This window comes from Streptomyces tritici (genome assembly GCF_048500665.1).
In the GTDB taxonomy this organism is placed as follows: domain Bacteria; phylum Actinomycetota; class Actinomycetes; order Streptomycetales; family Streptomycetaceae; genus Streptomyces; species Streptomyces tritici.
Genome location: NZ_CP183183.1, coordinates 2926906 through 2949151 on the forward strand (window position 1 = coordinate 2926906; position 22246 = coordinate 2949151).

Annotated in this window: 20 protein-coding genes; 5 read left to right on the plus strand and 15 right to left on the minus strand. The window is 75.0% G+C overall.

Annotated features, from left to right (window positions below):
• Positions 1-137 precede the first annotated feature (137 nt).
• Entirely contained in the window at positions 138-2585 is a 2448-nt protein-coding gene (locus tag ACNJ93_RS13360; protein ID WP_418957622.1) for a bifunctional serine/threonine protein kinase/MFS transporter, read from the minus strand.
• 66 nt (positions 2586-2651) lie between these two features.
• Positions 2652-3263, minus strand: coding sequence for a phosphoribosylanthranilate isomerase (locus ACNJ93_RS13365; protein ID WP_418957623.1), 612 nt, complete (start codon positions 3261-3263; stop codon positions 2652-2654).
• 73 nt (positions 3264-3336) lie between these two features.
• Between ACNJ93_RS13365 and ACNJ93_RS13370 the strand changes: the two genes are divergently transcribed.
• Positions 3337-3951 (plus strand): flavin reductase family protein, encoded by a 615-nt coding sequence (locus ACNJ93_RS13370; protein WP_418957624.1) that lies wholly within the window; start codon positions 3337-3339, stop codon positions 3949-3951.
• Positions 3952-3961: 10 nt separating this feature from the next.
• On the opposite strand, the gene ACNJ93_RS13375 is transcribed toward ACNJ93_RS13370, so the two are convergent.
• Positions 3962-4903 (minus strand): hypothetical protein, encoded by a 942-nt coding sequence (locus tag ACNJ93_RS13375; protein WP_418957625.1) that lies wholly within the window; start codon positions 4901-4903, stop codon positions 3962-3964.
• Positions 4904-4998: 95 nt separating this feature from the next.
• Here ACNJ93_RS13375 and ACNJ93_RS13380 point away from each other — a divergent pair, with 95 nt between their 5' ends.
• Both ACNJ93_RS13380 and ACNJ93_RS13385 read left to right on the plus strand, forming a co-directional pair.
• Complete coding sequence (locus ACNJ93_RS13380; protein ID WP_418957626.1) at positions 4999-5871, plus strand: RNA polymerase sigma factor; 873 nt, start codon at positions 4999-5001, stop codon at positions 5869-5871.
• Entirely contained in the window at positions 5868-6851 is a 984-nt protein-coding gene (locus ACNJ93_RS13385; RefSeq protein ID WP_418957627.1) for a CU044_5270 family protein, read from the plus strand. The genes ACNJ93_RS13380 and ACNJ93_RS13385 overlap by 4 nt, the downstream gene beginning before the upstream one ends.
• Here ACNJ93_RS13385 and ACNJ93_RS13390 read toward each other — a convergent pair.
• The 3 genes from ACNJ93_RS13390 to ACNJ93_RS13400 form a co-directional block, all read right to left on the minus strand.
• Positions 6848-7741, minus strand: coding sequence for a hypothetical protein (locus ACNJ93_RS13390; RefSeq protein ID WP_418957628.1), 894 nt, complete (start codon positions 7739-7741; stop codon positions 6848-6850). The genes ACNJ93_RS13385 and ACNJ93_RS13390 overlap by 4 nt on opposite strands.
• 62 nt (positions 7742-7803) lie before the next feature.
• A complete protein-coding gene (locus ACNJ93_RS13395; RefSeq protein ID WP_418957629.1) occupies positions 7804-9207 on the minus strand; it encodes an MFS transporter in 1404 nt (467 codons plus the stop codon).
• 112 nt (positions 9208-9319) lie between these two features.
• Positions 9320-10591 (minus strand): MFS transporter, encoded by a 1272-nt coding sequence (locus tag ACNJ93_RS13400; RefSeq protein ID WP_418957630.1) that lies wholly within the window; start codon positions 10589-10591, stop codon positions 9320-9322.
• 80 nt (positions 10592-10671) lie between these two features.
• Between ACNJ93_RS13400 and ACNJ93_RS13405 the strand changes: the two genes are divergently transcribed.
• Entirely contained in the window at positions 10672-11682 is a 1011-nt protein-coding gene (locus ACNJ93_RS13405) for a GlxA family transcriptional regulator (protein WP_418961394.1), read from the plus strand.
• A 9-nt stretch (positions 11683-11691) separates the two neighbouring features.
• Here ACNJ93_RS13405 and ACNJ93_RS13410 read toward each other — a convergent pair whose 3' ends face one another.
• The 5 genes from ACNJ93_RS13410 to ACNJ93_RS13430 all read right to left on the minus strand — a co-directional run bounded on the left by ACNJ93_RS13410 (position 11692) and on the right by ACNJ93_RS13430 (position 16830).
• Entirely contained in the window at positions 11692-12108 is a 417-nt protein-coding gene (locus ACNJ93_RS13410) for a hypothetical protein (protein ID WP_418957631.1), read from the minus strand.
• 98 nt (positions 12109-12206) lie between these two features.
• Positions 12207-13598 carry an FAD-binding oxidoreductase gene (locus ACNJ93_RS13415; RefSeq protein WP_418957632.1) on the minus strand — a complete coding sequence of 464 codons (1392 nt, stop codon included), beginning with the start codon at positions 13596-13598 and terminating at the stop codon, positions 12207-12209.
• 112 nt (positions 13599-13710) lie between these two features.
• Positions 13711-14760 (minus strand): Zn-dependent alcohol dehydrogenase, encoded by a 1050-nt coding sequence (locus ACNJ93_RS13420; protein WP_418957633.1) that lies wholly within the window; start codon positions 14758-14760, stop codon positions 13711-13713.
• A complete protein-coding gene (locus ACNJ93_RS13425) occupies positions 14757-15899 on the minus strand; it encodes an acyl-CoA dehydrogenase family protein (protein WP_418957634.1) in 1143 nt (380 codons plus the stop codon). Before ACNJ93_RS13425 ends, ACNJ93_RS13420 begins: the two co-directional genes overlap by 4 nt.
• Before the next feature lie 16 nt (positions 15900-15915).
• Positions 15916-16830, minus strand: coding sequence for an SDR family oxidoreductase (locus ACNJ93_RS13430; protein ID WP_418957635.1), 915 nt, complete (start codon positions 16828-16830; stop codon positions 15916-15918).
• Positions 16831-16926: 96 nt separating this feature from the next.
• Here ACNJ93_RS13430 and ACNJ93_RS13435 point away from each other — a divergent pair, with 96 nt between their 5' ends.
• Positions 16927-17853: a cyclase family protein gene (locus tag ACNJ93_RS13435; protein ID WP_418957636.1), complete on the plus strand. Its 927-nt coding sequence runs from the start codon at positions 16927-16929 to the stop codon at positions 17851-17853.
• A 224-nt stretch (positions 17854-18077) separates the two neighbouring features.
• Here ACNJ93_RS13435 and ACNJ93_RS13440 read toward each other — a convergent pair whose 3' ends face one another.
• The 4 genes from ACNJ93_RS13440 to ACNJ93_RS13455 all read right to left on the minus strand — a co-directional run bounded on the left by ACNJ93_RS13440 (position 18078) and on the right by ACNJ93_RS13455 (position 22203).
• Complete coding sequence (locus ACNJ93_RS13440) at positions 18078-18608, minus strand: ATP-binding protein (RefSeq protein ID WP_418957637.1); 531 nt, start codon at positions 18606-18608, stop codon at positions 18078-18080.
• 401 nt (positions 18609-19009) lie between these two features.
• On the minus strand, positions 19010-19873 hold the full coding sequence (locus tag ACNJ93_RS13445) for an acyl-CoA dehydrogenase family protein (protein WP_418957638.1): 864 nt from the start codon (positions 19871-19873) through the stop codon (positions 19010-19012).
• A gap of 6 nt (positions 19874-19879) precedes the next feature.
• A complete protein-coding gene (locus tag ACNJ93_RS13450) occupies positions 19880-21013 on the minus strand; it encodes an acyl-CoA dehydrogenase family protein (RefSeq protein WP_418957639.1) in 1134 nt (377 codons plus the stop codon).
• Positions 21013-22203: an amidohydrolase family protein gene (locus ACNJ93_RS13455; protein ID WP_418957640.1), complete on the minus strand. Its 1191-nt coding sequence runs from the start codon at positions 22201-22203 to the stop codon at positions 21013-21015. Before ACNJ93_RS13455 ends, ACNJ93_RS13450 begins: the two co-directional genes overlap by 1 nt.
• Positions 22204-22246 lie beyond the last annotated feature (43 nt).

The window sequence follows — 22246 nt, forward strand, 5'->3', positions numbered from 1 at the left end:
TCATCGCAAGGCGGAGGAGGGAGTCATGGCTCGCCATGGCGACCGACGACAACGCCGCTGGGGGTCCCCCCGCGCCCTTCAGGCAGCGGGGGAGCATGCCGGGCGTCGCGAGCCAGGCGGGACTTTCCGGACACCCCCTAGCGGGCCGCTCCGTCCCGCGGTGCCGGCCGCAGCGTCGTGGCCGTCAGGAGGGCGGCGAGGAGTAGGGCGCCCGCACCCCACCAGTTGCTGCGGGCATAGGCGTGGAGGAGGGCGTTGCCGACCGAGCCGGCGGCTTCGACCTCGTCGCCGCCGATGTCGTCGAGCAGGGTGGACAGGACCGCCCCGCCCAGCGACTCGCCGATCTGCTGGGCCGTGAGCACGGCCGCCGCCGCGCCCCCCACGTGCAGCGGGCTCGCGTCCGCCGTGATGGCGGCGAGCAGCGGGCCGAGGGCGAGACCGGCACCGAGGCCCGCGAGGACCATGGCGGCGAGGGCGATCGCCAGGCCGCCCCCGGTGTCGAGGGCGGTCAGCAGCGCCACGCCGGCCGCCGCGACCAGCAGGCCCGCCGTGGCGGACAGCCGCGTACCCGCACGCCGCGTCAGCGCCGGCGCGAGGGCGAGGCCGCCGATCGCCGCCGCGCCGACCAGCGGCAGGCGGAGCACGCCGGCCATGCCCGGCGCGTAGCCGGCGCCGTGCACCAGGTACGTGTTCACCGTCCACAGCAGCGTCAGGACGCCGGCGCCGGCCGCCACCAGGGCGAGCAGTCCGCCGAGGTGCCGCGGGGCCAGCGGCCCGCCCGGCCTCGTCTGCCGCTGGAGGTAGCCCGTGAGCAGCCCGAGGCCGGCGACGCAGGCCAGAAGGGTCAGCGGGGACCAGAGCGGGCGGGGGCCGCCCCCCAGGCCGTCGAGGGTCAGGCCGAAGACGCACGCCAGCGCGCCCCCGGTGCCGAGCAGCACCGAGGCCGTGTCGAAGCGGCGGCCCTCGCCCGGGACGCCTGCGGGCAGTGCAAGCACGCAGACCAGCGCGGCCAGCGCCAGGGGTACGCCCGCGAACGCTGCCATGCGCCAGCTCAGGAGCTCGGTCAGCCAGCCGCCGGCGAACGCCGCGACCCCCGCGCTGCCGACGAGCACCGTCGCCCACACCCCGAACGCCCGCCGCCGCTCGGCCGGTTCGGTGAAGCCGCCGGCCACCAGGGACAGCGCGGCCGACAGGACCAGCCCGGAGCAGAGGCCCTGCAGGGCCCGGCCCCCGGCGAGCAGGCCGAAGGACGGCGCCAGACCGCCGACGACGCACGCGGCCGTGAGCCCGCTCAGCCCGATCGCCGTCGTCCGCCGGGCGCCGACGAGGTCCGCGAGGTGTCCGCCGAGCACCAGCGTCGCGGCGATGCCGACCGCGTACAGACCGTAGAGCAGGCCGAACTCGCCGACAGCCAGGCCCAGATCGCCCTGGACCTCCGCGAGCGACAGGTCGAAGACCCCCGCCGCGAACAGCACCGCGAGCTGCGCCAGCACCGCCGCCGTCAGGCCCCGCCACCGCTTCGGGTTCGGCCCCGCCGGGGCCTGCGGGTACGGGTACGGGGCGGGGGCCTGCGGCGGGCCGAAGCCCTGGGGCGGGACGTGGTGCGCCGGGGTCGTCGGCGCGTACGCGGGCGGCGGCGGCACCGGCGCGGCGGCGGGCGCCCCGGCCACCGGGACCCGCGCGTCCGTCGGCGCGTAGTCCAGCAACTGCGCCGCGTGCCGCCCCAGTTGCGCGAGGACCGGACCCGGCAGCCACTCCTCCGCGCGGTCCGCCGCCGTGCCCTCGGCGATCTGCTGAAGCGTGGGCCGCAGCGCCGGGTCCTTCTGGAGGCAGGCCCGTACGAGCGGCAGCAGCGACTCCGGTACGCCGGTCAGGTCCGGCTCCTCCTCCGCCACCCGGAACAGGTGGGCGTTCAGGCCGGTGTCGGTCGCGCCGAAGAGCAGCCGGCCGGTCGCCGCGTACACGAGCACCGCGCCCAGGCAGAACACGTCGCTCGCCGGGGTCAGTTCGAGGCCGCGGACCTGTTCCGGGGACATGAAGCCGGGCGAGCCGATCAGCATCCCGGTGCGGGTGTGCAGGCTGTCCCCGGCCAGGCTGTCCATCGCCCGCGCGATGCCGAAGTCGATGACGCGCGGGCCGTCGACGGTGACGAGCACGTTCGACGGCTTGAGGTCGCGGTGGATCAGGCCCGCCCCGTGCACGGCCTGCAGGGCGAGGGCGAGCCGGTTCGCGAGGGTGCGGACCGAGTGCTCGGGCAGCGGCCCGTAGTCCTCGGCGACCACGGACGTGAGGTCGGGGCCGGGGATGTACTGGGTCGCCACCCACGGCACCGCGGCCTCGGGGTCCGCGTCGAGCACCGCCGCCGTCCAGTCGCCGCCGACCCGCCGCGCGGCCTCCACCTCGCGGGCGAAGCGGCGGCGGAACTCGGGGTGCCCGGCGTGCTCGGCCTGGACGACCTTCACGGCCACGGTCCGGCCGCCCTCGGAGCGGCCCAGGTACACCAGCCCCATGCCGCCCGCGCCCAGCCGGGCGATCAGGCGGTAGGCGCCGATGTGGGTGGGGTCCTCGCCGGTCAACTGATCCACGCGGGGAAGGCTAGTTCAACTCTCCATGGCCCGGGGGAGATTGCCGAACCCGCTCCTGCTCCTCCGCTACGCCGCTTCCTCCCGCGCCGCCTTCAGGAACGCCCGGATCAGCTCCGGGTCCTTCACGCCGCGGCTCGCCTCGATGCCGCTGGAGACGTCCACGCCCCACGGGCGGGCGGTGCGGATCGCCGCGCCGACGTTGGCCGGGGTGAGCCCGCCGGCCAGCAGCCAGCGGACGTCCGGCCCGGGGAGGCGCTTGCCGGTGAGGTCCCAGGTCTCCCCCGCGCCCGGCACCGGGGCGTCGAGCAGCAGCACGTCCTCGCCGCGCTCCCCGTACGCCGGGGCCTGCTCGCGCACGGACGCGGCACGGATCAGGGTCCGGCCGGGCGGCAGGAAGCCGCGCACGGCCTCGAAGTAGGCGAGGTCCTCGTGGCCGTGCAGCTGGACGGCGCGCACGCCGGTCTCCTCGACGGCCGCCCGCACGTCCTCCAGCGGCTGGTCGCGGAAGACGCCGACGGTGAGCACCGGCTCGGGGACGCGCGCGGCGAGGCGGCGGGCGGTGGCGGCGTCGATCCGGCGGACGCTCTCGGCGAGGACGAGGCCGACGGCGTCGGCGCCCGCCGCGACGGCCGCGTCGACGTCCCGCTCGGTGCGCAGCCCACAGACTTTGACGAACATGCCAGCCACTGTACGCAGGGCCTGCTCCCGACCCTTCCCATCTGACGAACCGTCAGCTTCAATGGACGGTGTGATGGGACATGCCGGGATGGCCGCCACCGCCGTCCGCTACCTCAGGTCGGCCGGGACCCCCGCGAGCGCCGGGACGCCGTACGGGCGGGCGTCCGCGCCCCGCCCCGAGCTGCGCGCGGTCCGCGACGACGAGCGCGCGCCCGTCGGCCCCGGCGAGTTCCGCCGCGTCCTCGGCCACTTCGCGAGCGGCGTCACGGTGATCACCGCGCGGGACGAGGACGGGCCGGCGGGCTTCGCCTGCCAGTCCTTCGCCTCGCTCTCCCTCGACCCGCCTCTCGTCGTGTTCATGGTCGCCCGGACGTCGACGACCTGGCCGCGGATCGCCCGCGCCGGCACGTTCTGCGTGAACGTGCTCGGCGCGGACCAGGGCGGACTGTGCCGGGCGTTCGCGGTCAGCGGCGCCGACAAGTTCGCCGGGGTCGACCACGCCCCCGCCCCGGTGACCGGCTCGCCCCGGCTGGCCGGGGCGCCCGCGTGGATCGACTGCACGATCCGCGCGGTGCACACGGGCGGCGACCACCTGATCGTCGTCGGCGCGGTCGAGGCGCTCGGGGCCGAGGACGACGGCGCGCCGCTGCTGTTCCACCGGGGCCGCTTCGGACGCTTCAGCGCCTGAAGCCCAGCCCTCAGCGCCCCGCGGCGCCGCCCGGGAACGTCAGGACGGTCGTGCGCCCGGGCCGCAGGACGAGCCCGTCGGCGTTCTCGCGGGGGCCGCCGTCGGGCGCGTACGAGACGTCGTACGTGCCCCGGCCCGGCGTGACGCGGTACGTCGCCGGCGCGGCCGGCGTCAGCACCCGGGAGATCCCCACGGTCGGCCCCGCCGACGGCTGCAGGTCCAGCGTGCCGGGCCGCGTGGCGCGGACCCTCAGGGTGGCCAGCTCCGCAGCGGCGGGCTTCCGGACCAGCCCGGTGAGGGCGCGGTCGCCGGTGACGGCGTGCCCGAGGGCGTAGTCGACGCCGCTCGGGGACGACCAGTACGCGTCGTACCACTGCCGCACCGAGCCGGGTTCGGCGGCGGGGCCGAGGTGGGCGACGCGCAGGCCCGGCCGGGCCTGCACCCGGTTGAGGAACCGCTCGGCGCCGCCGTGGGAGACGGTCAGGAACATCCCGCCGTGCCGGAAGCGCGCGGCGGCGTCCGGCGGACGGACGTCGACGGGGCGGGCGGTGCGGGCATCGACGGTGACGGTGGTGTCGCGGACGAGGTCGAGCCGGGGCCGCACGATCCAGTCGGTGCCGCCGTCCTTCGTGGCGGTCAGGGCGCTGTCCAGCACGTACCGCCCGCGCGGGAGCCGCACGGTGACGGTGCCGTCGGCGTCGTACGGCCGCGCGGACGCGTCGGCGCCCGCGCCGGACAGGCCGGTGACGGTCGTCTCGTACGCGGCGGCGGGGCGGCCGGCGCGGTCGAGGTGCCGGATGGTGAGGGAGACGGTTCCGGCGGATGAGCCGGTGGCGGGCACGGGGGCGGCGGTGACCGGGGCCGCGGTGGCGGCGAGGCCGGCCCCGCCGAGCAGGGCGCTGCCGAGGAACGCGGACAGGAGGCGACGACGGGTCGCGGAGAAACGATTCATACTGCGGCACTGCCGTCCACCCCGGCGGAGTTCCCGTGACGCACGTCACCGGAACCCGCGCAACGCCCGCGGCAGGGCGAGGTGTGGAAACAGTCATGAGGAAGCGCTTCCGCCGCGGCGACCCCGACGCCCTGGCCGAGCTGTACGACGAGCACGCCCGGGTGCTCCACCGGTACGCCCTGCGCGTGACGGGGAACTGGGCCGAGGCGGAGGACGTCGTCTCGGCGACGTTCCTGGAGGCGTGGCGGAGCCGCGAGAAGCTCCGGCCGGAGGGCGACGGGCTGCGCCCGTGGCTGCTCGGCATCGCCACGAACGTCATGCGGCGCAACGCCCGTACGCGGCGGCTCCGCGAACTCGCCCTGGCCCGGCTGCCGGAGCGCGGCTCGGTCCCGGACTTCGCGGACGACCTGGTCGCGCACCTGGCGGACACGGAGGAGCTGCGCGCCGCGCAGGCGGCGCTGGCCCGGCTGCGGCGGCGCGACCGGGAGGTCTTCACGCTGGTCGTGTGGGGCGGTCTCGACTACGCCGCCGCGGCGGAGGCCCTCGGCGTCGCGGTCGGCACCGTCCGCTCCCGCCTCTCCCGCGCCCGGTCCCGCCTGCGCGAACTGGCCGCCGAGGAAGCCCGCTCCCCCCGCAGACCCGCCCACGCCGCGGAGCCCGCAGAGGCCGCAGAGGCCGCAGGGCCGGGCGGCGAAGCCCGCAGGGCCCGCCGCGACAGGGCCGACTCCCCCGCCGACCCCGGCACGCCCGCGGCCCGGGCGGCCGGGCCCGGCACGCCGCCGGCCCCCGCCGCCGAGCCGTGGCCGCTCCCCGGGACCGGCCCCCGCCGGGACACCGCCCCCGCAACCCACCCGCGCCCCACCCCCGCCGCCCGGCGACCCTTCGCCCCCGGCACCGCCCCCGCGGCCTCCCCCCTCGACGGCCGTCGTTCCCCGTCCGCCCCCGCCCCCCTGGAGAACCGCCGATGAACGCCACCGCCCCCCGCCGCGCCGACGACGAGGCCGACGTGCGGGAGCTGGCCGCCCTGCTGCCCCCGCCGGCCGTTCCCGAGCTGCCCCGCGAACGGGCGCTGCTCCTGAAGCAGGCCGTGCTGCGGCAGGCCCGGCCCGCGCCCCGGCCGCTGCGCCGGCGGCTGCTCGTGCCCGCCGTCGCCGGTGCGCTCGCCGTCGCGGGCGTCGTGGGCGTCGTGGGCCCGGACCTGGGCGGGAACGGGGCCGGACGGCCGCCCGCCGTCGCGCAGTCGGACCCCGCCGTACGGCTGCTCGACCGCGCCGCCCTGGCCGCCGGCTCGCGCCCCGCGACCACCGTCCGGCCCGGCCAGTTCGTGTACGTGCGCAGCGAGGTCGCGTACGCCGGGCAGAGCGCCGGCGGAGGCCCGCTCACGCTCTCGCCGGTGCGGACCCGGGAGGTCTGGTTGTCCGCCGACGGCAGCGCGGACGGGCTCGTACGGGAGGAGGGGCGGGCCGACTCGCCCGTCGTCTCCGCCGGGGCGTCCGCCCCCTCCGTCTCCGCCCCCTCCCACACCTTCGTCGCCACGCTCCCCACCGACCCCGCCGCGCTCCTCGCCCTCGTGCGCGAGCAGACCCGAGGCCAGGGCCAGGACCCGGACCAACGGGCCTTCGAGGCCATCGGGGAGCTGCTCGCCGAGACGGCCGCGCCGCCGCGCGTGTCCGCCGCGCTCTACCGGGCCGCCGCGCTGATCCCGGGCGTGACGGTGGCCGGGACGGCCGAGGACGCCGCCGGGCGCACGGGCGTCACCGTCGCCCGTACCGCGCACGGCGAGCAGAAGCAGTGGATCTTCGACCGGAGCACGTACGCGTACCTCGGCGAGCGCACCGTCCTCGTCGCGACCACCGACGCGGGCCCCGCCGGCACCGTCACCGGCACGTCCGCGGTCCTCGCCACCGCCGCCGCCGACCGCGCGGGCGAGGCGCCGCGGCCGCGTTAGCGGCGTTCCAGGAGGTACAGGTCCCAGGAGTCGGGGTCGCCGACGTAGACGAACAGCTTCGGATGCTCCTCGGTGCCGAAGAACTCCCACGTCTCCAGGTCGCAGCCGGGGACCGTCACGTCGACCTCCTGGTCCCAGGGGGTGCCGCCCGGCTCGTAGGACCAGGTCCCCGTGCCGGTGCACTCCTGCTTCGCCTCGTCCCAGTCGTAGACGTTCACCCCGGTCGCCGTCGCCCGGCCGTCCTCCCCCAGGACGAGCGTGCCGCCCTCGTCGTCGCTCCACGTGCCGGCGAGGCGCTGCACGCTCATCTGCGGCGGCTCGTAACCGATCCCGGCCCACAGGGCGACCCCGGCGAGCGCGAACGCGCCGACGACGGCGAGCGTCCCGTACAGCGCGACCCACCCGAAGATCCGCCGGCCGGAGATCCACGGGCGGTCCGGATGCACCAGCCTGCGGGCGACCAGCGCCGGACCCGCGAGAACCGCCAGCGTCACGAACCACCAGACGAGGGCCGCGCCCACGGACTCCACGAGCACCCCCGCGATCACGCCCGGCAGTACGCCGCACCCGGCCGCCAGTGCCGGGACCGGCCACCAGGCCGGACGCCCCGTGACGCCGCGAGCCACCCAGTCGGCCACGACCATGAGCGGCATCACGGCGACGACCGAGAACAGCGCTGCCAGGATCGCCCCCGCGAACGCCACGAACGGCGCCATGATCAGCAGGACGAAGCCGCCCAGCGCGCCGAACGGCAGGCCGCCCGGACTCTCCCGCGTCTGGCCCCATACGAGCAGGCCGACCCAGCCGATCACGGCCTCGACGAACAGGACGGACATCGACGCGAGGAGCACCGCGCCGAACCTGTCCCGGACACGCTTTTCTGAACGCATTCAAATCCCCTCCCGCAGGCATCATGCACCCTGCGGGAGGAGCCCCGGCACCCGGGGGCGCCCTACGCCCTCCTGCGGATCACCAGCGCCATCAGCGCCGCCGCCGCGCACAGCGCGCCCGAGGCGTACCAGACGACGTCGTACGAGCCGAAGACGTCCCGCGCCACACCGCCGGCGAAGGCCACGACCGCCGCGCCGACCTGGTGCGAGGCGAGGACCCAGCCGAAGACGATCGCACTGTCCTCCCCGTAGTGCTCGCGGCAGAGCGCGATCGTCGGCGGCACGGTCGCCACCCAGTCGAGGCCGTAGAACACGATGAAGAAGACCATCGGCGGATGCACCGAGGGCGCCAGCAGCATCGGCAGGAACAACAGCGAGACGCCGCGCAGCGCGTAGTACACGGCGAGCAGCCGGCGCGCGTCGAAGCGGTCGGTGAACCAGCCGGAGGCGATCGTGCCGACGACGTCGAAGACGCCGATCACCGCGAGCAGCGAGGCGGCCGCCGTGATCGGCATCCCGTGGTCGTGCGCGGCGGGCACGAAGTGCGTCTGGATCAGGCCGTTCGTCGACGCCCCGCAGATCGCGAAGGTGCCGGCGAGCAGCCAGAACGGGCCGGTCCTGGCGGCCTTGAACAGGACCGCGAGCGTCCGCCGGGCGGCGCCGGGCACCGGCGGCGGCTTCGGCACGAACTCCTTCGCGCCGTACGGGGCGAGGCCCACGTCCGCCGGGTGGTCGCGCAGCAGCAGCCAGACGAACGGGACGACGGCGAGCGCGGCGAGCGCGACCGTCACGGCGGCCGGCCGCCAGCGGTGCTCGTCCACGATCCACGCCAGCGTCGGCAGGAAGATCAGCTGGCCGGAGGCCGCGGCGGCGGTCAGGATGCCGGTGACCAGGCCCCGGCGCTCGGTGAACCAGCGGTTGGTGACGGTCGCGGCGAAGGCCAGCGCCATGGAGCCGGTGCCGAGGCCCACCAACAGGCCCCAGCAGAGCAGCAGTTGCCAGGCCGCCGTCATCCACACCGTCAGCCCGGAGCCGACGGCGATGACCGTGAGCGCGGCGGCGACGACCTTCCGGATGCCGTAGCGGTCCATGAGCGCGGCGGCGAACGGCGCGGTGAGCCCGTACAGCGCCAGGTTGACGGAGACGGCGAGCCCGATGGTGCCGCGCGACCAGCCGAACTCCTGGTGCAGCGGGTCGATCAGCAGGCCCGGCAGCGAGCGGAAGGCGGCCGCGCCGATGATCGTGACGAACGCGACCGCCGCGACGAACCAGGCCCGGTGGACGCGGCCGGCGGCGCGGGCGCGGGGCGGCGGCGAGGCGGACGCGGGACTCTCGGCGGTCTCGGCAGCCTCGGCAGCCTCGGCGGTCTGTGCTGTCTCGCCGGCCGGGAGGGTCGCTCCGGTCGCGCCCGTCGCGCGTGTCCCGTCCGGATCCACGGTCTCGTGGGTGTCGGTTGTCTGTGCCACGTCACGAGCATCCCGGCCCGCGCCCCGCCCGGCCATTGGCCCGACTGCCAGCTTTCACACGAATCGGGCCACGCACGTATCGGGCCACCCGCCGGCCGCCCCCGCCGCCCCCTCACACCCCCGGCGCCCGCCCCAGCCTCCTGATCGGACGGACGAGCAGCAGCGCCGCCACCACCAGGACCGCGAGCCCCGAGCCCGTCAGGAGCACCCGCTCCGCGCCCACCGCCTCCGCGACCGGCCCGGCCAGGGCGCGGCCGGCGGCCATCATCAGCAGCGAGCCGGCCACGTCGTAGGCGTGCATCCGGTTCAGGGCCTCCTGGGGCACATGGGTCTGGACCGACGTGGACCACATGACCAGCCAGAACGCGAACGCCGCCCCGGCGACGAACTGTCCCGCCGCCAGCCACGCGACCGGCGCGCCCGTGCCCAGCAGGTACAGGTTCACCGGCAGGCCGAGCAGCGCCACCGCGCCCGCCGCGAGCGGGCGGCGCGGGCGCAGCCGCAGGGCGAGCAGGCCGCCGGCCGCGTTGCCCGCCCCGTGGACGGCCATCAACAGCCCGTACGCGGACGAGCCGTGGTCGCCGGTGACCACGGTCGCGGTGAGCGTGACCATGGGCCCGGCGACGGTCAGTCCGTACCCGGTCCAGATCGCGATGACCCCCCACAGCCAGGCCCGGGAGGTGAACTCCCGCCAGCCGAGCGCGAGTTCCGCCCGCAGGGAGCCGCGCCGTGCCCGGTCGTACGCGCGCGCCGGGACGCGCATCAGCGCCAGGCACAGGGCGCTGACGCCGAAGGTCGCCGCGTCGACGGCGAACACCGCGCCCACGTCGGCCACGACGAGCAGCAGTCCCGCGAGCGCCGGTCCGGCCATCGTCATCAGGGCCTCGACGACCCGGAGCACGGCGTTGGCCCGCTGCACGTCGGCCGCGATGCGCGGGATCGTGGAGGCGACGCCGGGCTGGAAGAGCGCCGCGCCGACGCCGCTGAGCGCGGAGAGCGCGTACACGGACCACAGCGGTGGGCTGCCGGCGGTGAAGGCGACGGCGAGCACGGCCGCGCCGGGCAGCCGCAGCAGATCCGCGACGATCATCATCCGGCGGGCGGTGAAGCGGTCGGCGAGGACGCCGCCGAAGAGCACCAGCAGGGCGAAGGTGCCGATCCACGCGCCGAGCGCGTAGCCGACGGTAGCGTCGGGCCGGCCGTCGCCGAGGAGTCCGGCGGCGAGCCCGACCGGCACCATGCCCTCGCCGAGGACGGCCACGGCCCGGGCCACGAAGAACAGCCGGAAGTCCCGGCTCCACAGCGGCGGCGGGGACGGGGGCGGCCCGGCCGGGCGGGGAACGCCGGCGGCTGCCGCAGACTTGTACCTGTACTTGTCCGTCACGGGCCCGAGGTCTACCACCGAGTGGTCTGGACCACCAGGGATTTACGGGAGCCTCCATGGACTTCCCGCAGGGAGACGCCATGCCGCAGCACGCGCCGGCCGCCGAGCCGGACGGCACCGCCCCGCACCGCGTCGCCGTGCTCGCGCTGCACGGCCTGCTCCCCTTCGAACTCGGCATCCCGCACCGGATCTTCGGCCGCGCCAAGGACGCGGCGGGGCGGCCGCTGTACGAGATCGTCACCTGTGCCCCGGTCGCCGGGCCGGTGCAGACCGACGCCGACTTCGCCATCGCCGTCGAGCACGGCCCGGAGGCGCTGGCCACCGCCGACACGATCGTGGTACCGGCCTCGTACGAGCTGGGCCCGGTGTACGAGGAGGGCCGGCTGACCGAGGAGCTCGCGGCGGCGCTGGCGCACGTCCGGCCCGGGACGCGCCTGGTGTCGATCTGCACCGGCGGGTACGTGCTCGCCGCCGCCGGCTACCTCGACGGGCGCCCCGCCACCACGCACTGGGCCTCCGCGGAGCACTTCCAGCGGCTGTTCCCGTCCGTCCGGGTCGACGCGGACGTGCTGTTCGTCGACGACGGGGACGTGCTGACCTCGGCGGGCGTGGCCGCCGGCCTCGACCTGTGCCTGCACATCGTGCGCCGCGACCACGGCGCGGCCGTCGCCACCGAGGTGGCCCGCCGCACGGTCGTCCCGCCGCACCGGGACGGCGGCCAGGCCCAGTACATCGCCCGGCCGCTCCCCGAGGCCGGCACGGCGTCCACCACCGCCGCCCGCGCCTGGGCCCTGGCCCGGCTGCACGAGCCGATCCAGCTGCGCGACCTGGCCGCGCGCGAGTCGATGAGCGTGCGGACCTTCACCCGCCGCTTCCGCGAGGAGGTCGGCGTCAGCCCCGGCCAGTGGTTGACCCAGCAGCGCGTCGAACGGGCCCGGCACCTCCTGGAGTCCACGGACCTCCCCGTCGACCAGGTGGCCCGCGACGCCGGCTTCGGCACCCCGCAGTCGCTGCGGACGCACCTCCAGGCCGCGATAGGCGTCACCCCGACCGCCTACCGCCGCACCTTCCGCGCCGCGTCCCCGCGCTGAGCCCCCGCCTCAGAGGGCGGCGGGAGCGCCGGTCCCCCTCCGCCGGTGCCAGGCGGCGATCACGGCGGTGACGGCGGTGGCCACGACCCCGGTCCCGATCATGATCATGCCCACGCCGATCACGAAGAGCCCGCTCCCGTCGTCCGACCAGTCGTGGAAGGAGGCGGCGGTCACCCCGGCGGTGGTCCCGAGCACCGCGGCCACGTACCACTCCTTGAAGGCCGCCGCGCCTCCGATCACCAGCAGCGTCACCGCGAGCCCGATCACCTGCCAGGCCTCGTACGGGCCGCTCACCGAACCGTCGGGGTGCACGTCGCGCAGTTGGTCCCAGCCCAGCCACGCGGCCCACGAGGCCGCCGCCGCCACGGCCGCGGCCAGGGTCGTCATCAGGTGTGTCGCGGTCGTCCGCGCCGGTCCGTTGCTCATGCCTCCAGTGTTCGGCCCCCGCCGGCCGCCCGGCAGAGCGCGGATACTCATCCTCACCCGAGTACGCGCCCCTCGGGATCCACCCGAGTACGCGCCCCTCAGGACGCGGGCGGGATGTGCTGGGTGCCGCGGAAGAAGTCGTCCGGGTCGTACTCGGCCTTGATCCGCGCCAGCCGGTCGTAGTGGCCCCGGTACGTGGCCCGGACCCGGTCGCGGCTCTCGTCCGCGCCGATGAAGTTCACGTACGCGCCGCCCATCGAATGCGGGTGCAGGGCGTCCCAGTAGCCCACGCACCACTTCTTGACCGGCTCCGCCTCGGCCGGGGTCGCGCCGATCCCGCCGATCACCCCGGACCACAGCGCGTCCCGGTACGCCCAGGCCGTGGCGTCCGGGCCGACGTCGTGCGCCGCGCCGTCCACCGGGTACAGGTGCATCGTCGACTGCTCCGTCGGCAGGGCGTCCAGGTACGTGGCGTGCACGTCGATCGCCTCGTCCGTGATCCGGTCGAAGAAGTCGCCGCGCCAGTACCACTGCAGCCCCTTGGGGATGAGGTGGTCGAACATCGCCTGCAGCGCCGGGTACGGGATCGGCGTGGCGAAGTGGAAGGCCGGCGGGGCGGCCTCGTTGACCGGGGCGAAGACCTCGGTCAGCGTGTCCTCGTCCGGGTGCGGTCCGGTGTAGCACCACACCACCGCGCAGACCTTCCTGCCGTACAACTCCTCCGGGAACGGCGGCTCGGGGTCGATCGTGAGCGTGGCGAAGAAGCCGTTGAGCGTGCGCGGCGCGGCGGGCACGAATTCCCGGTACCAGCGGACCACGTCACCGATCCTGTCCGGCTCCCACACGGTCACGCCGAGGCCCACCGTGTCGACCGGGCGCAGCCGGAAGCGGAACGAGGTGACGACGCCGAAGTTCCCCCCGCCGCCGCGCAGCGCCCAGAACAGTTCGGGGTGCTGCTCGGGCGAGGCGGTCACGTACGTGCCGTCGGCGAGGACCACGTCCGCGCCGAGCAGGCTGTCGACGGTCAGGCCGAGGGCACGGGTCAGGTGGCCGTGCCCGCCGCCGAGGGTGAGCCCGCCGACGCCGGTGGTCGACATGATCCCGGACGGGACGCCGAGGCCGAAGCCGTGCGCCGCGTGGTCCAGGTCCCCGATCCGAGCGCCGCCGCCGACCAGGGCGGCGGGGCCCGCGGGGTCGATGTGGACCCAGCGCAGTCCGCCGGAGAGGTCGAGGGTCAGACCGTCCTCGATCAGGCCCAGGCCCGCGCCGCTGTGCCCGCCGCCGAGCACGCCGAACGCGATGTCGTGGTCCCGGGCGAACCGCACGGTCGTCCGGACGTCGGCGGTGTCCGCGGCCCGCACGATCGCGGCGGGACGCGTGTCCACCATCGCGTTGTAGAGCGTGCGGGCCGCGTCGTAGCCCTCGTCCCGCGGTCCGAAGACCTCGCCGCGCACCGTCCCGCGCAGCGTGTCCAGTGCCGTGCCGTCCATGGGGAACTCCTCGCTCGGACCCGTCCAAGGGCTCGCCGCGATCGTCCCCGGCCGCGCTACATCACCAGTCTCCTCCCGCCCCCGCCCACCCGCACGCGCGCGCCCGCGACCGTCAGAAGGTGAGCACCCCGCGGGCGACCCGGCCCTGCCGGGCGTCGTCGGCGGCCTTGGCGAAGTCCTCCACCGGGTAGGTCTCGGTGACGAGTTCGTCGAGCAGCAGCCGGCCCTGGAGGTACAGGTCGGCGTAGAGGGCGAGGTCCCGCTGCGGCCGGGAGGAGCCGTAGCGGCAGCCGAGGATCGACTTGTCGAGGAACATCGCGGCGGGCGCGAAGCTGGCCTCGGCGGTCGGCGCTGTCATGCCGAGCAGGACCGCCTGGCCGTGCCGGTCGAGCAGGTCGATCGCCTGCCGGACGAGCCCGGTGTGGCCGACGCACTCGAAGACGTGGTCGGCGCCGGTGGGCAGGACGTCCCGGACGGCCTCGGCGGACGGCAGGAAATGGGTGGCGCCGAACCGCCGGGCCGGCTCCTCCTTGGCCGGGTTGGTGTCGACGGCGACGATCGCGGACGCGCCGGCGATCCGGGCGCCCTGGAGCACGTTGAGGCCGATGCCGCCGGTGCCGATGACGACGACGGTGTCTCCCAGGTCGACCCTGGCCCGGTTGAGGACGGCGCCGACGCCGGTCAGCACGCCGCAGCCCATCAGCGCGGCGGAGGTCAGCGGGATGCCGTCGGGGATCTTCACGGCCTGCACGGCCTTGACCAGCGTCCGCTCGGCGAAAGCCGAGTTGGACGCGAACTGGAACAGCGGCTCCCCGCCCCGGGAGAAGGGCCGGCCCGGCCGGCCGATGGCCTTGCGGCACATCGTCGGCCGGCCCCGGTCGCAGTCGGCGCAGGCCCCGCAGCCGGCGAGCGTGGACAGGGCGACGTGGTCGCCGGGCGCCACGTGGACGACGCCCGCGCCGACGGCCTCGACGATCCCGGCGCCCTCGTGTCCGAGGACGACGGGGACGGGGAACGGGATGGTGCCGTCGATCACGGACAGGTCGCTGTGGCACAGTCCCGCGGCGGCGACGGCGACCAGCACCTCGCCGGGGCCGGGTGCGCGGATCTCCAGGTCGTCGACGACCTGCGCCTGCGTACCGTCGAACACGACGCCTCTCATCGGGTCTCCTTCGCTTCCCTCGGCAGGCCGAGCACCCGCTCGGCGATGATGTCGCGCTGGATCTCGTCGGAGCCGCCGTAGATGGTGTCGGCCCGGCTGAAGAGGAACATCCGCTGCTGCTCGTCGAGTTCGTACGCGGGGCTCCACGCGCCGGGCCCGGCGGTCGCGGCGGCGCCGCGCACGGCCATGGCCAGCTCGCCGAGCCGCCGGTGCCAGCCGCCCCACAGGAGCTTGGCGACGCTGGGCGCGCCCGGGTCGGCCGTGCCGCCGAGGGTGCGCAGGGCGTTCCAGCGCATGACGCGCAGCTCGGCCCAGGCGGTGACCAGCCGGTCGGCGAGGACGGGGTCGCGGACCGCGCCGGAGCGGACCGCCGCGCCGATCACGCCGTCCAGTTCGGCGGCGAAGCCGATCTGCTGGACGAGGGTGGACACCCCGCGCTCCAGGGCGAGCAGTGCCATGGCGACCCGCCAGCCGTCGCCCTCCGCGCCGACGCGCTCGCGGGCGTGGGCCACGGCCCCGTCGAAGTACACCTCGTTGAACTCGCTGGTCCCGGACATCTGCCGGATGGGCCGCACCTCGATCCGGCCGGGCTGGTCCATGGCGACGAGGAGGAACGACAGCCCGCGGTGCCGCCGCGAGCCCTCCTCGCTGCGCGCGAGCACGAAGCACCGGTCGGCGTCGAGGGCGAGCGAGGTCCAGATCTTCTGCCCGCTGATCCGGTACCGGTCCCCGTCCCGCACCGCCCGGGTCCGCACCCCGGCGAGGTCCGAGCCGGCGCCCGGCTCGGAGTAGCCCTGGCACCACAGTTCCTCGCCGCGCGCGATCGCCGGCAGGAAGCGGCGGCACTGCTCCTCGGTGCCATGCGCGAGGAGCGTGGGCGCGAGCAGGTTCTCGCCGATGTGCCCGAGGCGGGCCGGGGCGCCGGCGCGGGCGTACTCCTCGGCCCAGACGACCTGCTGGGTGAGGCCGGCGCGCCGGTTCCCGTACGAGCCGTCGGGCCAGCCGATCCCGATCCAGCCGCCGGCCCCCAGTTCCCGTTCCCAGGCGCGGGGGTCGCCGGCGGGCGCGGGGTGTCCGGCGAGCCAGTCCCGGGCCTCGTGGCGGAACGCCTCGTCCTCGGGGCCGAACGCGAAGTCCACGGCGTCCTCCGGCCGGTCAGCCGTTGGGGCGGTCGCCGGACGCCGCCGCCCTGGCCATGTCGTCGAGCAGCGCCAGCATCGGCATCGGGTCGGCGCCCACCGTGCCCGGCAGGAAGTCCGCGATCCGCTCCGGCGTCCACCCGCCGGACTCCGCGTAGGCGGCGCGCAGTTCGCGCGGCTGCGCCCAGACGGCGAGCTTGGGGCCGGCGATCGTGTACACCTGGCCGGTGATCCGCTCCTCCTTCGCCCGGTCGGAGAGCAGGTAGACGACGAGCGCGGCCACGTCCTCCGGCTCGCCGATCTCCTTCAGCTCCATGGGCACGTTCGCGGACATCCGGGTGCGGGCCACGGGGGCGACCGCGTTCGCGGTGACCCCGTACTTGTGCAGGCCGAGGGCCGCGCTGCGGACGAGGGAGATGATCCCGCCCTTCGCGGAGGCGTAGTTGGCCTGGGACACGGAGCCCTGGTGGTTGCCGCTGGTGAAGCCGATCAGCGTGCCCGAGCGCTGCTTGCGCATGACCGCCGAGGCGGCCCGGAAGAGGGTGAAGGTGCCCTTCAGATGGGTGGCGACGACGGGGTCCCACTCCTCCTCGGTCATGTTGAAGAGCATCCGCTCGCGCAGGATGCCCGCCACGCACACGACGCCGTCGATCCGGCCGTACTCCGCGAGGGCGGTGTCCACGACGCGCTGTCCGCCCGCCATGGTGGAGATGTCGTCGGCGACGGCGACGGCGGAGCCGCCCGCCGCCTCGATCTCCTTCACGACCGCGCAGGCGACCTCCGAGGTGGGCTCGCCGCCCTCGATCGAGACCCCGTAGTCGTTGACGACGACCTTCGCGCCCTCGGCCGCGCAGGCCAGGGCGACCGCCCGGCCGATGCCGCGGCCCGCTCCGGTGACGGCGACGACCTTGCCTGTCAAGAAGTTCCCCACGACCGGCCCCTTCCCGAGCTTTCTGACGGTCCGTTAGATTCGCCTTCTGGATTCTACGGCCCGTCAGATACCGGAAAACAAGACCCGGGAGGCCCGATGTCCCTGCCCGACGAGTTCCACGAGATCGCCAAGCGCGTCAACAACTGGGGGCGCTGGGGCCGGGACGACGAGCTCGGCACCCTGAACCTGATCACGGACGAGGCGGTGCGGGAGGCGGTCCGCACGGTCCGCTCCGGGCTGCGGGTCCCGCTCGCCCTGGACCTGAAGCAGGACGGCGTGCAGAGCGGCCTGATCCCCGGCCGGGTCAACCCGCTGCACGTGATGGTGCAGGTCAACCAGGAGCTGTTCGGGCCGGGCACGGTGGCGACCAGCGACGACGCGGTGACCCTCGGGCTGCAGGCCGGCACCCACTGGGACGCGCTCACGCACGCCTCGCACTCCGGCCGCCTCTACAACGGCCGGCCCGCCGACTCGATCACCGCCCACGGCCGGGCCGCGTTCAGCGGCATCCACACCGTGCGGCACCTCGTGGGCCGGGGCGTGCTGCTCGACGTGGCGGCCGCGAAGGGCGTGGAGCGGCTGCCCGGCGACCACGCGGTGACCCCGGAGGACCTGGACGAGGCGGCGGAGTTCGGCGGGGTCGCCGTCGGCGCCGGCGACCTCGTGCTCGTGCGGACCGGGCAGGTGCAGGTGTATCTGGCGGGGGACCGGCACGGGTACGGGTACCCCTCGCCCGGGCTCTCGCTCCGCACCCCGGAGTGGTTCCACGCCCGGGACGTCGCCGCGGTCGCGAACGACACCCTGACCTTCGAGATCTTCCCGCCGGAGATCGAGAACCTGTGGCTGCCGGTGCACGCCCTGGACCTGGTGGAGATGGGGATGCTGCAGGGCCAGAACTGGAATCTGGAAAAGTTGTCCACAGCCTGTGCACAGGAGCGGAGGTACGCGTTCCTGCTCGCGGCGACGCCCGAGCCCTTCGTCGGCGGCACGGGAAGCCCGGTCGCGCCGGTGGCCGTCCTGTGAGGTCGCGGGACGCGGGGAACCGTCGCGCCACGCGGTGAAGTTGCGGGTGGCGGCGTACGCATGCGCGCCCCGAGCACGGCACGGCAGCCGCCACCCCGCCACGACCCGCACTCGTCGAGGGCGGCCGCACGGGCGCGTCCCTCGTCGTCCCCTCGCGACGAATCGCTCGTCCCAGGGTGATCTTCCGGACGCGAACCGTCAACGGATTACGGCATATTTACCCGTTACGCGTGATACGTGACGACTCCGGGGGCTCCGAAGCCGGGCCCTTGGCAGCCGGTGGCCTGGTAGCCGGACGCCTCGCCGACGGGCGTCTCGTGCCCCAGGGTCTCGTAGGCGGGGGCCTTCAGGTAGCCGCGCCGGTCGACCTCGCACCAGATGCGCTTGCCGCCCCCCTCGGGCTGCCAGCCCCACCGGTCGGCGAGCCCGTCGACCAGTTCCAGGCCCCGCCCGTTGGTGTCCTCGCCGCCGGCCCGGCGCGGCCGCGGCGGACAGTCGCTGGCGTCCGCGACCTCCACCCGCACCGTCCCGGCCTCCGGGGCGCCGGCCCCGAACAGCATCCGCAGCACGGCGGGGCAGCCCGTGTGCACCACCGCGTTCGTCACGAGTTCGGAGATGAGCAGCACCAGCGTCTCGGCCAGCGGCTCGTCATCCCCTATGCCCGAACCTGCGAGCCTCGAACGGGCCCATCGCCGGGCGCGTCCCACCTCAGCCGGGTCCGGCCCGACCTCCAACTGAACCTGAAGCACCTGCACCGCTCACACCATCCGAACCGGCGGACACATCGCCTCGCGCCTCACAGACAACGAGGTCATCACGGAACGTGATTCCCTTGTGAGACAGCATGGTTGACGTACAGTCACCGCAACAAGCGCTTCGGGCATATTCCAGCGCGAAGGAGTACGCGTGGTGCATACTGTGCGACGCACGCTGCGGGGAGTCGAACAGGAGGGCGCAGAACGCCTCCACGGGCCGCGAGCGGCAGGCATTCCCGGGAGCGATGCCGCCGCTGGGGCGACACCGGCGGGTACCGGGCTGTGAACCACTCGCATCCCACGGAGCGTACCGGAGCGAGGCCCCGACTCCGGCCCGTGACGGCCCCCGCGAAGGACACAACCCGATATCGACGCTCCGTGAGCGCACGGGGCGCTCCGGGTCACAGCGCCGCCGCCGCCGTCTCCTCGGCGACCGCCGCGGTCATCCACCGCTCGGCCCGCACCCAGGCCCGCTTCAGGTGCAGATGCACGTCCGCCTCCCAGGTGAACCCCATGCCGCCGTGCACCTGGAGGCAGTCCCGCGCGCACCGCACGGCCGCCTCGTCGGCGAGCAGTTTCGCCCCGGCGATCTCGACGGGATCGAGGGTCACGGCCGCCGCGTACACCGCCGCCCGCGCCACCTCGACCCGTACGAGCAGCTCGGCGCACAGGTGCTTGACGGCCTGGAACGCCCCGATCACCTGCCCGAACTGCGACCGCGCGGACGCGTAGGAGACAGCCATCGCCGTGGTGGCACCGGCGCTCCCGAGCTGCTCGGCCGCGGACAGCAGGACGGCGAGGTCGCCGCCGCGCGCGGCGGCGCCGCGTACCCGGTGCAAGGGCGTGAGCGGATCGACCGACCGCACCGGCACGGCTCCCGTCACGTCGCCCACGACCACGTCCGCCTCGTCCAGCCACTCCACGAGCGCGCCGTCCACCGCCGCGACGACCGTCTCCCCCTCCGCCGCGCCGGGAACCGAACCCGCCGCCAGGTGCGTGGCGATCAGCGGCCCCGGCAGCAGCGCCCGGCCCGCCTCCTCGAAGGCGAGCACCGCCTCCGGCGCCCCGAGGCCCACCCCGCCCCGCTCCTCGGGCAGCCGCAGCGCGAAGAAGCCGGCCGCGCCCAGCTCCCGCCACAGCCCGCGATCGAGCACCGGGCCCGCCTCCACCGCGCCGCGCAGCGCGTCCCGGTCGAAGCGCCGGGCGAGCAGTTCCCGCACGCCCGCCCGCAGCGCCTTCTGGTCGTCCGTCAGCCGGAAGTCCATCCCGCGTCACCGCCCCTTCGGCAGGCCGAGGATCCGCTCGGCGACGATGTTCCGCTGGATCTGCGAGGTGCCCGCGGCGATCGTGTACGAGAGCGAGGACAGCCGGTCGAGGTTCCACTCCCGCCCGAGGTCCAGCGCGTCCGGCCCGAGGACGGCCGCCGCCGCGTCGTACAGCTCCTGGCGCGCGTGCGAGTACCGCAGTTTGAAGACGGACCCGCCGACGCCAGGCACCCCGCCCGACGCCTCCGCCTCGCTGACGTTCCACTGGGTGAGCCGCCACAGCGCCGCGAACTCCGCGGCGAGCCGCCCGAGCCGGCGGCGGATCACCGTGTCGTCCCAGGCGCCGTTCTCCCGGGCGGCGCGCGCGAGTTCGCCGAGCACCCGCCGGCAGGCGACGACCTCCCCCACGAAGGCCGTCCCCCGCTCGAACGACAGCGTCACCATCGTGACCCGCCAGCCGTCGTTCTCGTCCCCGACCCGGTTGGCGACCGGCACCCGCACCTCGTCGAGGAACAGCTCCGCGAACTCCGTGGACCCGGCGAGCGTCCGCAGCGGCCGCACCGTGATCCCGGGGCTCGCCATCGGCATCGCGAGCCACGTGATCCCGCGGTGCTTCGGCGCGTCCGGGTCGGTGCGCACGAGCAGTTCGCACCAGTCGGCGACCTCCGCGTGCGAGGTCCAGATCTTGGAGCCGGTCACCACGTACGCGTCGCCGTCCCGCACCGCCCGGGTCCGCAGGGCCGCGAGGTCCGAGCCGGCGTCCGGTTCGCTGAAGCCCTGGCACCACACCTCGTCGCCCCGCAGCACCGGCTCCAGCCAGCGCTTGCGCTGCTCGGGCGTGCCCTCGGCGGCGACGGTCGGGCCGGCGTGCAGCAGCCCGACGAAGTTGGCGCCCACGTACGGCGCGCCGGCCCGCTCGGTCTCCTCCAGGAAGATCAGCCGGCGGGTCGGCGACGCGTCCCAGTGGACGTCGCCGTACCCGGCGTCGTACAGCCGCCGCTGCCAGCCGCAGTCGTAGGCCCGGCGGCCCGGCCAGTCCAGCGGGTCGGGGCGCTGCGGCAGCGTGGGCAGCACGCCGGCCAGCCACTCCCGCAGCCGCGCCCGGAACGCCTCTTCCTCGTCCGTGTACGCGAGGTCCATCAGGCGAGGTCCAGGCCGAGCATCCGGATGGCGTTGCCGCGCATGAGCTTGTACACGGTCTCGTCGTCGAGGCCCTTGACGTGGTCGAGGGCGACCTCCTTGGTGTGCGGGAAGGTCGAGTCGACGTGCGGGTAGTCGGTCTCGAAGGTGGCGTTGTCGCGGCCGACCACGTCCAGCGAGGCGATGCCGTGCTTGTCGCGGAAGAAGCAGCAGTAGATCTGCCGGTAGTAGTACGTGGACGGCGGCTCGGGGATCAGGTCGCGCACCCCGCCCCAGGCGCGGTGCTCCTCCCACACGTCGTCGGCGCGCTCCAGGGCGTACGGGATCCACCCCATCTGGCCCTCGCTGTAGGCGAGCTTGAGCCGGGGGAACCGCACCAGGACCCCGCTGAACAGGAAGTCCATCATGGAGGCCATCGCGTTGTTGAAGCTCAGGGACGCCTGCACGGCGGGCGGGGCGTCGGGCGAGGCGGCGGGCATCTGGCTCGACGAGCCGATGTGCATGTTGACCACCGTCCCGGTCTCCTGGCAGACCGCGAAGAACGGGTCCCAGTAGCCGGAGTGGATGGACGGCAGGCCGAGGTACGTCGGGATCTCGGAGAACGTGACGGCCCGCACCCCGCGCGCGGCGTTGCGCCGGATCTCGGCGACGGCCAGGTCGACGTCCCACAGCGGGATGAGGCAGAGCGGGATCAGCCGGCCGCCGCTGTCGCCGCACCATTCCTCGACCATCCAGTCGTTGTACGCGCGCACGCAGGCGAGGGCGACCTCCTTGTCCTTGGCCTCGGCGAAGGTCTGGCCGCAGAAGCGCGGGAAGGTCGGGAAGCACAGGGAGGCCTCGACGTGGTTGAGGTCCATGTCCTTCAGCCGCTCGACGGGGTCCCAGCAGCCGCGGCGCATCTCCTCCCGGGTGATGCCCTCCAGGGTCATGTCGTCGCGGTCGAAGCCGACGGCGGCGATGTTCCGCTTGTACGGGAACCGGAGGTCCTCGTAGATCCACCAGTCGGTGGGCGGGCCGTCCGGGTCCATCGTGATCTGGTACTTCCCGCCGACGTAGGCGAGCTCGCCGATGCCGGCGGTGAGCGGCCTGGGTCCGCGGTCCCGGTACTTGGCGGGGAGCCAGGTCTCGAAGAGATGGGCCGGTTCGATCACGTGGTCGTCGACGCTGACGATCCTCGGCAGTTCGGTCATGGGACGCCTCCGTGGCACGTACGTGGTCCACCGCTATCTGATG